Below are 13,655 nucleotides of genomic sequence, written 5' to 3'. Positions count from 1 at the left end.
TCGCCCCGGCAGGCGAGTCACTTTCATTTGCTGGCCCAAATGAAAGTAACCAAAGAAAGAGCCCGAACGCCAGACATCTGGGTTGAGCGGATCGATCGCTGCGCTCCGGACTTCTGCGCACCCTGGCTCGCCCGCGAGGGGCTCGAACAACGCGGTCTTGCATCGACCGCCTTGATTCGAAGCACCGAGCGTCCAACGACGCAGCGGCCTTGGACGCGCGGGGGCCGAGAGTGCCCTCGTCCTTCAACAACCGAAATGTTCGAGCCCCTCGCGGGCGAGCCGTGGTGTGCCAAAGCTCCAAGCGAGCGCAGCGACGCGTGCGCCCTCAGCGAGCCAGATGGCTGGCGTTCGAGGCTCTTTCTTTGCCTACTTTCTTTGAGCCAGCAAAGAAAGTAGGTCGCCCGCCGGGGCGAGACCCGGCGCGCTGCTTCGCCAAGCTCAAACGACCGCTGTCACCTTGACGGCCGTCACCTTGAACCCCGGAATCTTCCCGAACGGATCCAGCGCATCGCCGGTCAGCTTGTTGGCCGCAGCCTCCCAGAACGCGAACGGCAGGAACACCTGGCCGCGCTGCACGTCGGAGCTGACCGATGCGCGCGCCTGCACGCTGCCGTGGCGCGTCGCCAGCAGCACGGCCTTGCCGTCGCGCACGCCGAGCGCCTGCGCGTCGGCCGGGTGCATCGACGCCAAGGCCTCCGGCGCGATCGCGTCCAGCATGCTGGCGTGGCGCGTCATCGCGCCGGTGTGCCAGTGCTCGAGCACGCGGCCGGTGGTCAGCACGAAGGGGAAGTCGGCATCGACCTGCTCGGCGCCGGGCCGGAAGCTGGTGGGCACCACGGTCGCGCGGCCGTCGGCGGTCGGGAAGCGGTCGATGAAGACGACCGCTGCGCCGGGATCGTCCTCGGTCGCGGCGGGGGTCATGACCGCGTCTTCCCTGACGAGGCGGCTCCAGGGCACGCCGGCCAGCGGCGGCATGCTGACGCGCATCTCCTCGTAGACGCGCGCCACGGCGGCCTGGCGGGCGTTCTTGCCGCCGCCGTCCTCGTCGCGCCAGTAGTTCCACGCCAGGCCCATGCGCCGGCCGACACGCTCGATGATCCACAGGTCCTGCATCGCGAGGCCGGGCGGGTCGAGCGCGGGGCGGCCGACCTGGATCAGTCGGTCGGTGTTGGTGTAGCTGCCCCACTTCTCGGCGTGGGCCGAGGCCGGCAGCACCACGTCGGCCAGCATCGCGGTCTCGGTGAGGAAGATGTCCTGCACGACCAGATGCTCCAGGCCCGCCAGCGCCTTGCGCGCATGGTCGAGGTCGGGGTCCGACATCGCCGGGTTCTCGCCCTCGACGTAGATGCCGCGGATGCGGCCTTCGCTGGCCGCGTGCATGATCTCCACGACGGTCAGGCCGGGCGTGGCGTCCAGCGGCTCGGGCGCCGCCCACAGGCGCTCGAAGGCCTCGCGCACGGTCGGGTTGATGACGCGCTGGTAGTTGGGCAGCATCATCGGGATCAGCCCGGCGTCGCTGGCGCCCTGCACGTTGTTCTGGCCGCGCAGCGGATGCAGGCCGGTGCCGGGACGGCCGATCTGGCCGGTCAGCATCGCCAGCGCGATCAGGCCGCGGGCGTTGTCGGTGCCGTGCACGTGCTGGCTGACGCCCATGCCCCAGAGGATCATCGAGCCCTTGCTGGTGGCGTAGGCACGCGCCACGTCGCGGATCGTCTGCGCATCGATGCCGCAGATCTCGCTCATGCGCTCGGGCGTCGCCTCGGCGACCGACGCCTTCAGCGCCTCGTAGCCGTTGACGCGTGCCGCGACGAAGGCCTCGTCGACCAGTCCTTCGGCAACGATCACGTGCAGCAGGCCGTTGAGCAGCGCGACGTCGGTGTCGGGACGGAACTGCAGGTGCCAGGCGGCGCGGCGCGTCAGCGCGGTCTGGCGCGGGTCGCAGATCACCAGCCGCGCGCCGCGGTCGACCGCGTTCTTGATCCAGCTCGCCGCCACCGGGTGGTTGACGGTGGGGTTCGCGCCGATCAGGAAGATCAGGTCGGCCTGCGCGACGTCCTCGACCGGGTTGCTGACCGCGCCCGAGCCGATGCCTTCGAGCAGCGCCGCGACCGAGCTGGCGTGGCACAGCCGCGTGCAGTGGTCGACGTTGTTGGTACGGAAGCCCTGCCGCACCAGCTTCTGGAACAGGTAGGCCTCCTCGTTGCTGCCCTTGGCCGACCCGAAGCCGGCGAGCGGGATGTCGTTGCCACGCAGGCCCGCGGCCAGCGCCTCGTCGCGCAGGCGCGCCAGGCCGCCGGCGGCGAGCTCCATCGCCTCGTCCCAGGTCGCCGGGCGGAAGACGTCGGTCGCCTTGATCTGGCCCTGCTTCAGACGCTCGATGTCGGCCGGGTCCTTGGCCACGCCCTCGCGCCGGATCAGCGGCGTGGTCAGGCGCCGCGGGTTGTGGATGTAGTCGTAGCCGTAGCGACCCTTCACGCACAGCCGGCCGTGGTTGGCCGGGCCGTCGCGGCCGGTGACGAAGTGGATGCGCTCCTCGCCCTTCTCGTCGGGGCCCACGTTCCAGGTCAGCTGGCAGCCCACGCCGCAGTAGGGGCAGACCGAGTCGACCTTCTTCGTGACCTCGAGCAGGCCCGCGCCGCGCGCCGGCATCAGCGCGCCGGTCGGGCAGGCCTGCACGCACTCGCCGCAGGCGACGCAGGACGACTCGCCGAGCGGCGCGTTCGCGTCGAAGGTGATCTGCGCGTGGCCGCCGCGGAAGGCCAGGCCGATGACGTCGTTGCCCTGCTCGTCGCGGCAGGCGCGCAGGCAGCGCGTGCACTGGATGCAGGCGTCGAGGTTGACCGCGATCGCCGCGTGCGAGAGGTCGGCCTCGGCGTATCGGTCACGACCGGGCGCATCACGCTGCGGCAGCCGGCCGCGCGGCACGTCCAGCGTCGCGGCCCAGCCGCTCAGCTCGGACTCGCGCGTGTAGCTGTCGGTCGTCGCGCCGGCGTCGCTCATCAGCAGCTCGACGACCATCTTGCGCGCCGTCTGCGCGCGCGGTGCGGCGGTCTGCACCTTCATGCCGGCGGCGACGCTGCGGCAGCAGCTCGCGGCCAGCGCGCGCTCGCCCTCGACCTCGACCACGCAGGCGCGGCAGTTGCCCGCCGGCTCCAGGCCTTCCTTGTGGCAGAGGTGCGGGATGGTCGTGCCTTCGCGCCTGGCGACGGCCCAGATCGTCTCGTCGGCGCGCGCGCTGACCGTGCGGCCGTCGAGGGAGAACTCCACCACCTGCGCTTGTGGCGCCAGCAGCTTCGACAGGGTGGGTGCGTTCATGCGTTCAGCCGGCTTGCAGCTCGTGCGGAAAGTACTTGACCACGCAGTCCACCGGGTTCGGTGCCGCCTGGCCCAGGCCGCAGATCGACGCGTCTCGCATCACCTGCGACAGCTCGGCGAGCAGGCCGGTGTCCCAGCGGTCGCTCGCGATCAGTTCGCCCACCTTCTCGGTGCCGCTGCGGCAGGGCGTGCATTGCCCGCAGCTCTCGTGCTCGAAGAAGCGCATCAGGTTGCGCGCCACGTCGGTGGCGCGGTCCTGGTCGGACAGCACCACCACCGCGGCCGACCCGATGAAGCAGCCGTGAGGCTGCAGCGTGTCGAAGTCCAGCGGCACGTCGGCGAGGCGCTCGGGCAGGATGCCGCCCGAGGCGCCGCCCGGCAGGTAGGCATAGAGCGCGTGGCCGTCCTGCATGCCGCCGCAGTGTTCGGCCACCAGTTCGCGCAGCGTGATGCCGGCCGGTGCGAGATGCACGCCGGGCTTCCTGACGCGCCCCGACACCGAGAACGAACGCAGGCCCTTGCGGCCGTTGCGGCCGTGCGAGGCGAACCAGTCGCCACCCTTCTCGAGGATGTCGCGCACCCAGTACAGCGTCTCGAAGTTGTGCTCGAGCGTCGGCCGCCCGAACAGGCCGACCTGCGCCACGTAGGGCGGGCGCAGTCGCGGCATGCCGCGCTTGCCCTCGATCGACTCGATCATCGCGGACTCTTCGCCGCAGATGTAGGCGCCGGCGCCGCGACGCAGCTCGAGGGTCGGCAGCGTGACGCCTTCGGGCGGATTCGCCTCCAGCGCCGCCAGCTCGCGTTCGAGGATCGCGCGGCAGCCGTGGTACTCGTCGCGCAGGTAGACGTAGACCGCGTCGATGCCGACCGCCCAGGCCGCGATCAGCAGGCCCTCGAGGAAGCGGTGAGGATCGCGCTCGAGGTAGTGCCGGTCCTTGAAGGTGCCGGGCTCGCCCTCGTCGATGTTGACGGCCATCAGCCGCGGCGCCGCCTGGCTGCGGACGATGCGCCACTTGCGCCCGGCCGGGAAGCCCGCGCCGCCCAGGCCGCGCAGGCCCGACGACTCCATCGTCGCGATCACGCCTTCCACGTCGCGCTCGCCGCCCAGGCATTGCCGCAGCGTGGCGTAGCCGCCCGCCGCGCGGTAGGCCGCGAGGTCGACATAGGCCGCCGGCTCGTGCGTCGTGCGCTTCGCCACCACGGCCGCCTGCACCGTGGCCGGCGTCGCGTTGGCGATCGGGTGCTGGTGCACGGCGACGGCCGGCGCCTGCTCGCAGCGACCGATGCAGGGCGCGGCGATCACGCGCACCTCGGTGCCCAGCAGCGCGGGCAGCTTCGCCAGCAGGTCCTGCGCGCCGGCCAGCTCGCAGGCGATGCCGTCGCAGACGCGCACCGTCAGTGCAGCCGGCACGGGGTAGCTGCCGTCGGCGCCCTCGCGCACGACCTCGAAGTGGTGATAGAAGCTCGCGACCTCGAAGACCTCGACCTGCGACAGCCGCAGCAGCCGCGCCAGCGCCGCCAGGTGGTCGGTGCGCAGCTGGCCATGGCGGTCGTTGATCGCGTGCAGGTGCTCGATCAGCAGGTCCTTGCGCAGCGGCCGGCCGGCGAGCAGCGCGCCGACCTCCTCGAGCGCCGCGGGCGGGACCGGCCGTTCGCCGGTCATGCGCCGCGGCTTCGCTCCAGGTTCGCGTAGAACCTGGATCGGAATCACGGGGGCGTTCATCGTTCGGGAATTCCTCGGTCCGGCGACCGCAGTTCATATGCTTCAATCAGCATATGTAATGCCGCCAGCTTGTCCAGGGACGATAGCGATCGCCCTGGCGCCAGATATGCACGAGGCCGCCGAATGATGCGCATCCAGATCACTCCCCACTGGGGCCTCGCGCAAGGCCCCGACGACGCCGTCGACACGACGGCGCTGCTGACCCTGCTGGCAGCGATCCAGGAGAGCGGCGCCATCGCGCAGGCGGCCCGCAGCGTCGGCCTGTCCTACCGCCATGCCTGGGGCCAGGTGAAGCGCGCCGAGCAGCTGTTCGGCCACCCGCTGGTCGACGCCGGCCGCGGCCGCGGCTCGACGCTGACGCCGCTGGCCGAAAAACTGATCTGGGCCGACAAGCGCATCGCCGCCCGGCTGTCGCCGCTGCTCAGTTCGCTGGCCTCGGAGCTCGAGAACGAGCTCGACCGCGCGCTGCCGCAGCGGCCCGCCGGATCGGCCGCGCTGCGTCTGCACGCGAGCCACGGCTTCGCGGTCGCGGCGCTGGTCGAGAAGCTCGAGGCCGCCTCGCTGTCGGTCGAGCTGCGCTACCGCAACAGCTTCGAGTCGGTGTCGGCGCTGGCGCGCGGCGAGTGCGACCTGGCCGGCTTCCACGTGCCCATCGGCGAGTTCGAAGCCTCGGCAGCCAAGCGCTACATGCAATGGCTCAAGCCGCAGGGCCACAGCCTGGTGCACCTGGCGGTGCGCACGCAGGGCCTGTTCGTCGCACCCGGCAACCCCAAGCGCATCCGCTCGCTGGCCGACCTGCAACGCCCCGACGTTCGCTTCGTCAACCGCCCCGAGGGCTCGGGCACGCGCATGCTGACCGAGCTGCTGCTCGGCAAGGCCGGCGTGACGCCGGCCGAGATCAGCGGCTACGACAGCACCGAGTTCACGCACGCCGCGGTGGCCGCCTACATCGCCAGCGGCATGGCCGACGTGGGCATCGGCGTGCAGACCGCAGCCCAGCGCTTCGGCCTGCCCTTCATCCCGCTGGTCAAGGAGCGCTACTTCTTCGCGCTCAACAAGTCGGCCCAGTCGCAGCCGGCGATGAAGACCGTGCTGACGCTGATGCAGTCGCCGGCCTACCGCTCGTCGGTGGCCTCGCTGGTCGGCTACGAGGCCGGCGAGACCGGCAAGCTGATGACGGTGGCCGAGGCCTTCGATCGCTGAATCGTCTTCATGCACTATCGTGCATTTGCCTGAGTGGGCCGAGGGCGACGCGCGACCGGGGGACACGAGCGCAGTGCAGCGCCGCAGCCCGCTTCGCTGCCGGCGCCGAACTCAGCGACGAACGGCCTTCGCCATCGCCACCTTCAACGCTTCGCTCAGGCCCGCATAGGCGTCGCTCAGCACCAGGCCGCTGGTGTCGAAGCTCAGATCGGCCTTGCCGTAGAAGGCGGCGCGGCCGGCCAGGATGCGGCGCAGGTCGTCCATCGCCTCCTGGTTGCCGCTGTTGCCGGCCATCGGCCGCAGGTCGCCCTGGGCGATGACGCGCTGCATGTGGTCTTCAGGCGTCGCCTGCAGCCACACCGTGTAGCAGTGCGTCAGCAGCAGCCCGAAGGTCGCCGGGTCCGAGACGATGCCGCCGGGCGTCGCGATCACCGCGTCGGGGTAGAGCTCGATCGTCTCCTCGAGGGCGCGGCGCTCGTAGCGGCGGTAGGCGTTGGGGCCGTAGAGGTTGTGGATCTCGCTCAGCGAGCAGCCGGCCACGCGCTCGATCTCCTGGTTCAGCTCGACGAAGGCGACGTCCAGTTCGTCGGCCAGCATGCGGCCCAGCGTCGACTTGCCGGCCCCGCGCAGCCCGATCAGCGCGAGGCGCCGCTGCCGACTGGCCGCCGCCGGGGCGCCGCCACCGAACAGCGGCGTGAGCGCCATGCGCGCGCGCTGCAGCTCGGGCTCGGCGCGGCCGGCCAGCAGGTCGCGGATCAGCAGCCATTCGGGCGAGGCGGTGGTCTCGTCGCCCAGCAGCTCGGCCAGCGAGCAGTCGAGCGCCAGCGCCACCTGGCGCAGCACCAGGATCGAGGCATTGCCCACGCCCAGCTCGAGGTTGGCCAGGTGCCGCTCGGACACGCCCGCGCCCTGCGACAGGCCCTTGCGCGTCAGGCCCTTGCGGGCGCGCAGCATGCGCACCCGCTCGCCCAGGGCGACGAGGAAGGGCTCGCGCTCGGCGGCCGGCTCGGTCACGGCGTCGGCGCCAGGCGCTTGAACGGGAGCAGCTTGAGGTCGGTCCACGGCTGGGGTATACCCGGTAACATGCACTATATTGCTTGACGGATGTCAAAGCCTGCGCTAATTTTCATGTTATTCGAGGCTCAGTTCAAGAGCCGCCCGACCCCAGTGAGGCCCCGACGGCCTGCCAGGAGACCCGATCCATGTCCCGCGCGCACCCATGAGCGACCTGCTGAAGAACCACGTGGCGGGCGCCTGGATCGCCGGCCAGGGAGCCGGCAGCGCGCTGGTCGACCCGCTCACCGGCGCCGAGCTGGCGCGCGTTTCCAGCGCCGGACTCGACCTGCCGGCGGCCTTCGACTTCGCGCGCCGGCAGGGCGGTGCGGCCCTGCGGGCCCTGAGCTACGGCCAGCGTGCCGCGACGCTGGCCGCCACCGCCAAGCTGCTGCAGGCCAATCGCGACGCCTACTTCGAGATCGCGACCGCCAACTCCGGCACCGTCCGGAACGATTCGGCCGTCGACATCGACGGCGCGATCTACACCCTGTCGCAGTACGCGAAGTGGGGCGCCGCGCTCGGCGATGCGCACGCCCTGCTCGACGGCCCGCGCATGCCGCTGGCCAAGGACGGCGTGTTCGGCAGCCAGCATGTGCTGACGCCGACGCGCGGCCTGGCGCTCTTCATCAATGCCTTCAACTTCCCGGCCTGGGGCCTGTGGGAGAAGGCCGCGCCAGCCTTGCTGTCGGGCGTGCCGGTGGTGGTGAAGCCGGCCACCGCGACCGCCTGGCTGACGCAGCGCATGGTGGCCGACGTGGTGGATGCCGGCCTGTGGCCCGCCGGGGCGCTGTCCATCGTCTGCGGCGGCTCGGCCGGCCTGCTCGACGCGCTGCAGCCCTTCGACGTGCTGAGCTTCACCGGCTCGGCCGAGACGGCCGCGACGATCCGCCGTCACCCCGCCGTCGCCGAGCGCTCGGTACGGACCAACATCGAGGCTGACAGCCTCAATTCCGCGCTGCTGTTGGCGGACGCCGCGCCCGGCAGCGAAGCCTTCGACCTGCTGGTGCGCGAGGTCGTGCGCGAGATGACGGTCAAGTCGGGCCAGAAGTGCACCGCGATCCGCCGCGTCTTCGTGCCCGAGGCGATGGTCGGTGCGGTCGGCGAGGCGATCGCGGGCAAGCTGGCCCGCGTCACGGTCGGCAACCCACGCAACGAGAGCGTGCGCATGGGGGCGCTGGTCAGCCGCGAACAGCTCGCCTCGGTGCAGCAGGGCATCGCTGCGCTGTCGGAGCAGGCCCGCGTGGTCCATGACGGCCGCGCCACGCCGCTGGTCGACGCCGACCCGGCCGTGGCCGCCTGCATCGGCCCCACGCTGCTGGCGGCGCACGACGCGCAAGCCGCCGACCGCGTGCACGCGCACGAGGTCTTCGGTCCGGTCGCGACGCTGCTGGGTTACCGCGGCATCGACGAGGCGCTGGACCTGATCCGCCGCGGCGAAGGCTCGCTCGTCGCCTCGGTCTACGGCAGCGAGCCGCGCGCGCTGGCCGACGCCGCGCTGGCGCTGGCCGACAGCCACGGCCGCGTGCACGTCGTCTCGCCCGAGGTCGCCGGCACGCACAGCGGCCACGGCAACGTGATGCCGCAGTCGCTGCATGGCGGCCCCGGCCGCGCCGGCGGCGGCGAGGAGCTCGGCGGCCTGCGCGCGCTCGGCTTCTATCACCGCCGCGCGGCCGTGCAGGCCGGTGCCGGCGTCCTCGACCAAGTCGCGGCGGCGCCCTGGTCGCTGTAGATCCACCGCAGCCGCCCGCACAGAGAGTCGCCATGGCCGCCCCGATGACCCCGCCCCCCGAGCGCTTCAACTTCGCGCAGCACCTGTTCGCGCTCAACGCGGCGCGCGCCGGCAAGACGGCCTACATCGACGACGCCGGCACGCTGAGCTACGGCCAGCTCACCGAGCGCGCGCGGCGCGTCGCGACGGCGCTGCAGGCGATGGGCCTGCGTCGCGAGGAGCGCGTGCTGCTGCTGATGCTGGACACCGCCGACTGGCCGGTGGCCTTTCTCGGCTGCCTGCATGCGGGCATCGTGCCGGTGTGCGTCAACACGCTGCTGACCGCTGCCGACTACGCCTACATGCTGGCGCACAGCCGGGCGCGTGCCGCGCTGGTCTCGGGCGCGCTGCTGAAGACGCTGCAGGCCGCGATGGAGTCCGGTGGCCACGAGCTGCAGCAGGTCGTCGTGTCGCGCGCGACCGAGCCCCTGCCGGCCGGCATGAGCGCCTTCGAGCGCCTGCTCGACGCCGCGCCCGCCGAGGCCGCCGCCGACACCGCGGCCGACGACATCGCGTTCTGGCTGTACTCGTCCGGCTCGACCGGCCGCCCGAAGGGCACGGTGCACACGCACGCCAATCCCTACTGGACCGTCGAGACCTACGCGAAGCAGGTGCTGCAGCTGCGCGAGGACGACCTCGTGTTCTCGGCCGCCAAGCTGTTCTTCGCCTACGGCATGGGCAACGGCCTCACCTTTCCGCTGTCGGCCGGCGCGACCACGGTGCTGATGGCCGAGCGACCGACGCCGGCCGCCGTGTTCCAGCGCCTGAAGCAGCACCGCCCCACCGTCTTCTACGGCGTGCCCACGCTCTATGCCGGCATGCTGGCCGCGCCCGACCTGCCGGCCAAGTCCGAGGTCGCGCTGCGCGTCTGCACCTCGGCCGGCGAAGCCCTGCCCAGGGAGATCGGCGAGCGCTACGCCGCGCACTTCGGCTGCGACATCCTCGACGGCATCGGCTCGACCGAGATGCTGCACATCTTCCTGTCCAACGCGCCGGGCGACGTGCACTACGGGACCAGCGGCCGCCCGGTGCCGGGCTACGACATCGAGCTGCGCGGTGACGACGGCGGCCCGGTGCCCGACGGCGAGGTCGGCGATCTCTACATCCGCGGCGCCAGCGCGGCGCTGATGTACTGGAGCCAGCGCGAGAAGTCGCAGTCCACCTTCCAGGGCGGCTGGACGCGCAGCGGCGACAAGTACAGCCGCGACGCGCGCGGCATCTACACCTACGCCGGCCGCAGCGACGACATGCTCAAGGTCAGCGGCCTCTACGTCTCGCCCTTCGAGGTCGAGGCCGCGCTGATCCAGAACGCGGCCGTGCTCGAGGCCGCGGTGATCGGCATCGTCGACGACGACGGCCTGACCAAGACCAAGGCCTACGTCGTGCTCAAGCCCGGCCATGCCGCCGGGCCCGAGATGGAGGCGACGCTCAAGGCCTTCGTCAAGGACAAGCTCGCGCCCTACAAGTACCCGCGCCGCATCGAGTTCCTGGCCGAGCTGCCCAAGACGGCCACCGGCAAGATCCAGCGCTTCAAGCTGCGCGAGCGCGAGGCCGCGGCGTGAGCGAGCGCCTGCGCATCGACGTGGCCGGCCGGCCGCTGGACATCGAGCATGTGTTCGTCGGCGCGGCCGACGGCCCCTGGCTCGTGTTCCTGCACGAGGGCCTGGGCTCGGTCTCGATGTGGCGCGATTTCCCCGCGCAGCTGTGCGAGGCCAGCGGCCACCGCGGCCTGGTCTGGTCGCGCCCCGGCTACGGCCGCTCGACGCCGCGCCCGCCGGCCGAGAAATGGGCGCCCGACTTCATGCACCGCCAGGCGCGCGAGGTGCTGCCGGCGCTGCTGGACGCGCTGGGCGCGCCGCCGCGCTACGCGCTCTTGGGCCACAGCGACGGCGGCTCGATCGCGCTGATCCACGCGGGCATCGCGCCGCAGCGCGTCGAGCGCTGCATCGTGCTGGCCCCGCACATCGTGGTCGAGCAGCAGTCGGTCGACAGCATCGCCGCCACGCGCAGGACCTACCTCGAGACCGACCTGCGCGGCCGCCTCGCACGCCACCATGCCGACCCCGAGTCGGCCTTCTGGGGCTGGAACGACATCTGGCTGAACCCCGCCTTCCGCGACTGGACCCTGAGCGCCGACCTGCCGGCGATCCGCTGCCCGGTGCTGGCGGTGCAGGGCGTGGACGACGAGTACGGCACGATGACCCAGATCGACGGCATCGCCGCGGCCCTGCCTGCGGGACAGTGCCGATTGCTCAAGCTGCCCGACTGCGGACACTCCCCCCATCGAGACCAGCCGCAGGCCGTGATCGCCGCGGCCTCGCAGTTCCTGCTTTCCGCAACGCCCCAACACTGACGACAGGAGACCCCGCCATGCCCCGCCTCAGCTCACTCGCCTTCGCGACGGCGCTCGCCCTCGCCGCCGTCCCGCTCGCCGCCCAGGCCCAGGCGGCCGGCAAGGTGAAGGTCGGCTTCATGCTGCCCTACACCGGCACCTTCGCGGCGCTCGGCGTCGCCATCGAGAACGGCTTTCGCCTGCACGTCGAGGAACAGGGCGGCAAGCTCGGCGGCCGCGAGGTCGAGTTCGTCAAGGTCGACGACGAGTCCGATCCGGCCAAGGCCACCGACAACGTCAACAAGCTGATCAAGCGCGACAACGTCGACGTGCTGGTCGGCACCGTGCACTCGGGCGTGGTGATGGCGATGGCCAAGGCCGCCAAGGACAACAACACGCTGCTGATCGTGCCCAACGCCGGCGCCGGCGCGGTGACCGGCCCGATGTGCGGCCCCAACATCTTCCGCAGCTCCTTCAGCAACTGGCAGCCGGCCTACGCGATGGGCGAGGTCGCGGTGAAGAAGGGCTACAAGAAGGCGATGACCATCACCTGGAAGTACGCCGCCGGCGACGAGTCGGTGGCCGGCTTCAAGGAGGCCTTCGAGAAAGGCGGCGGCAGCGTCATGAAGGAGCTGAACCTGCCCTTCCCCGGCGTCGAGTTCCAGGCCCTGCTGACCGAGATCGCCGCGGCCAAGCCCGACGTCGTCTACACCTTCTTCGCCGGCGGCGGCGCGGTGAAGTTCGTCAAGGACTACGCAGCCGCGGGCCTGAACAAGACCGTGCCGCTGGTCGGCGCCGGCTTCCTGACCGACGGCACGCTGGAGGCGCAAGGCGATGCGGCGCAAGGCCTGCTGACCACGCTGCACTACGCCGACGGCCTGAACACGCCGCGCGACAACGCCTTCCGCCTGGCCTACGCCAAGACCTTCAAGCTGCAGCCCGACGTCTACGCGGTGCAGGGCTACGACGCCGCGCAGATGCTGGCCGCCGGCATGAGCGCGGTGAAGGGCGACACCAGCAAGCGCGACGCGCTGGTGGCCGCGATGGAGAAGGCCCGCATCGACAGCCCGCGCGGCGCCTTCACGCTGAGCAAGGCGCACAACCCGGTGCAGGACATCTACCTGCGCAAGGTCGAAGGCAAGGAGAACAAGGTCGCCGGCGTCGCCGCCAAGGCGCTGTCCGACCCGGCCCGCGGCTGCAAGCTCTGACCCCGGCATCACCCGACCGAGCGCGCCGCGTGGCGCGCTCTTTTTTCCCCGCGTTCCCTGAGCCCGTGCCGTGGACTTCGCCACCTTCCTGATCCAGTGCCTGAACGCCGTGCAGTACGGCCTGCTGCTGTTCCTGGTGGCCAGCGGCCTGACGCTGATCTTCGGGATCATGGGCGTGATCAACATCGCGCACGGCAGCTTCTACATGGTCGGGGCCTACATGGCCTTCGCGCTGTCGCCGGTGGTGGCCAGGTTCGGCGGCGGCTTCTTCACGATGCTGGTGGTCGGCCTGATGCTGGCGGTGGCCTTCGGCTACCTGCTGGAGTGGCTGTTCTTCAGCTACCTCTACGAGCGCGAGCACCTGCAGCAGGTGCTGATGACCTACGGCCTGATCCTCGTCTTCGAGGAACTGCGCAGCATCCTGCTGGGCGACGACGTGCACGGCGTCGCGCCGCCGCCCGCGCTTTCCGGCAGCATCCCGCTCGGCGACGTGATGACCTATCCGGTCTACCGGCTGTTCATCTCGGCCGTGTGCGTGCTGGTGGCCCTGGGCATGTACCTGGTGATCGCGCGCACGCGCCTGGGCATGCGGGTACGCGCCGGCGCCAGCAACCGCGAGATGGTGCAGGCGCTGGGCATCAACATCCGCCTGCTCTACCGCATCGTCTTCGCGGCCGGCGTGGCGCTGGCCGCGCTGGCGGGGATGATCGCCTCGCCGGTCAGCTCGGTCTACCCGGGCATGGGCGGGCAGGTGCTGATCATCTGTTTCGTCGTCGTCGTGATCGGCGGCATCGGCTCGGTCCGCGGCGCGATGCTGGCGGCGCTGCTGGTCGGCCTGGTCGACACCTTCGGCAAGGTCTTCTTTCCACAGGCGGCGGGGGTGCTTGTCTACGTGCTGATGGCAGCGATTCTTCTTTGGCGGCCCGAAGGCCTCTTCAAGGCAGCGTGACATGGACCACCCCCGTTGCGGCTTCGCCGCTCCCCCTCCAGGGGGCGCCGCTGGCGGACCGGCAGAGCCGGATCCGCGGCGGCTGCTCGGTGGTTCCGGGC

General features: G+C 71.3%; 9 protein-coding genes. 6 read left to right on the top strand and 3 right to left on the bottom strand.

The window, feature by feature from the left end; all coding sequences use genetic code 11:
* Nucleotides 1-438: 438 nt before the first annotated feature.
* Both fdhF and QZV97_RS18700 read right to left on the bottom strand, forming a co-directional pair.
* Nucleotides 439-3,315 (bottom strand): formate dehydrogenase subunit alpha, encoded by a 2,877-nt coding sequence (gene fdhF, locus QZV97_RS18705; RefSeq protein ID WP_295646196.1) that lies wholly within the window; start codon nt 3,313-3,315, stop codon nt 439-441.
* Nucleotides 3,316-3,319: 4 nt separating this feature from the next.
* Nucleotides 3,320-5,038: an NADH-ubiquinone oxidoreductase-F iron-sulfur binding region domain-containing protein gene (locus QZV97_RS18700; RefSeq protein WP_295646193.1), complete on the bottom strand. Its 1,719-nt coding sequence runs from the start codon at nt 5,036-5,038 to the stop codon at nt 3,320-3,322.
* 123 nt (nt 5,039-5,161) lie between these two features.
* Between QZV97_RS18700 and QZV97_RS18695 the strand changes: the two genes are divergently transcribed.
* Nucleotides 5,162-6,241 carry a substrate-binding domain-containing protein gene (locus QZV97_RS18695; protein WP_295646190.1) on the top strand — a complete coding sequence of 360 codons (1,080 nt, stop codon included), beginning with the start codon at nt 5,162-5,164 and terminating at the stop codon, nt 6,239-6,241.
* Nucleotides 6,242-6,352: 111 nt separating this feature from the next.
* Here the strand turns inward: QZV97_RS18695 and QZV97_RS18690 are convergent, their stop codons facing one another.
* On the bottom strand, nt 6,353-7,303 hold the full coding sequence (locus tag QZV97_RS18690) for a helix-turn-helix transcriptional regulator (protein WP_295646187.1): 951 nt from the start codon (nt 7,301-7,303) through the stop codon (nt 6,353-6,355).
* Nucleotides 7,304-7,460: 157 nt separating this feature from the next.
* Between QZV97_RS18690 and QZV97_RS18685 the strand changes: the two genes are divergently transcribed.
* From QZV97_RS18685 to QZV97_RS18665, 5 genes are all read left to right on the top strand, one after another.
* Nucleotides 7,461-9,026, top strand: coding sequence for a 3,4-dehydroadipyl-CoA semialdehyde dehydrogenase (locus QZV97_RS18685; RefSeq protein WP_295646184.1), 1,566 nt, complete (start codon nt 7,461-7,463; stop codon nt 9,024-9,026).
* Between the two features lie 44 nt (nt 9,027-9,070).
* Nucleotides 9,071-10,627, top strand: coding sequence for a benzoate-CoA ligase family protein (locus tag QZV97_RS18680; protein WP_295646181.1), 1,557 nt, complete (start codon nt 9,071-9,073; stop codon nt 10,625-10,627).
* A complete protein-coding gene (locus QZV97_RS18675) occupies nt 10,624-11,418 on the top strand; it encodes an alpha/beta hydrolase (RefSeq protein WP_295646178.1) in 795 nt (264 codons plus the stop codon). The genes QZV97_RS18680 and QZV97_RS18675 overlap by 4 nt, the downstream gene beginning before the upstream one ends.
* 17 nt (nt 11,419-11,435) lie before the next feature.
* Complete coding sequence (locus QZV97_RS18670; RefSeq protein WP_295646174.1) at nt 11,436-12,605, top strand: ABC transporter substrate-binding protein; 1,170 nt, start codon at nt 11,436-11,438, stop codon at nt 12,603-12,605.
* A 70-nt stretch (nt 12,606-12,675) separates the two neighbouring features.
* Nucleotides 12,676-13,554: a branched-chain amino acid ABC transporter permease gene (locus QZV97_RS18665; RefSeq protein ID WP_295646171.1), complete on the top strand. Its 879-nt coding sequence runs from the start codon at nt 12,676-12,678 to the stop codon at nt 13,552-13,554.
* The last annotated feature ends 101 nt before the right edge of the window (nt 13,555-13,655 follow it).

The organism is uncultured Methylibium sp., assembly GCF_902826655.1.
Taxonomy (GTDB): domain Bacteria; phylum Pseudomonadota; class Gammaproteobacteria; order Burkholderiales; family Burkholderiaceae_C; genus Methylibium.
This window is presented reverse-complemented; position numbering and strand designations above follow the sequence as displayed.

Excerpts from the sequence above, each read along its gene's own strand:
- fdhF (WP_295646196.1), bottom strand. The coding sequence starts at position 3,315 with ATGAACGCACCCACCCTGTCGAAGCTGCTGGCGCCACAAGCGCAGGTG.
- QZV97_RS18700 (WP_295646193.1), bottom strand. The coding sequence starts at position 5,038 with ATGAACGCCCCCGTGATTCCGATCCAGGTTCTACGCGAACCTGGAGCG.
- QZV97_RS18695 (WP_295646190.1), top strand. The coding sequence starts at position 5,162 with ATGATGCGCATCCAGATCACTCCCCACTGGGGCCTCGCGCAAGGCCCC.
- QZV97_RS18685 (WP_295646184.1), top strand. The coding sequence starts at position 7,461 with ATGAGCGACCTGCTGAAGAACCACGTGGCGGGCGCCTGGATCGCCGGC.
- QZV97_RS18680 (WP_295646181.1), top strand. The coding sequence starts at position 9,071 with ATGACCCCGCCCCCCGAGCGCTTCAACTTCGCGCAGCACCTGTTCGCG.
- QZV97_RS18670 (WP_295646174.1), top strand. The coding sequence starts at position 11,436 with ATGCCCCGCCTCAGCTCACTCGCCTTCGCGACGGCGCTCGCCCTCGCC.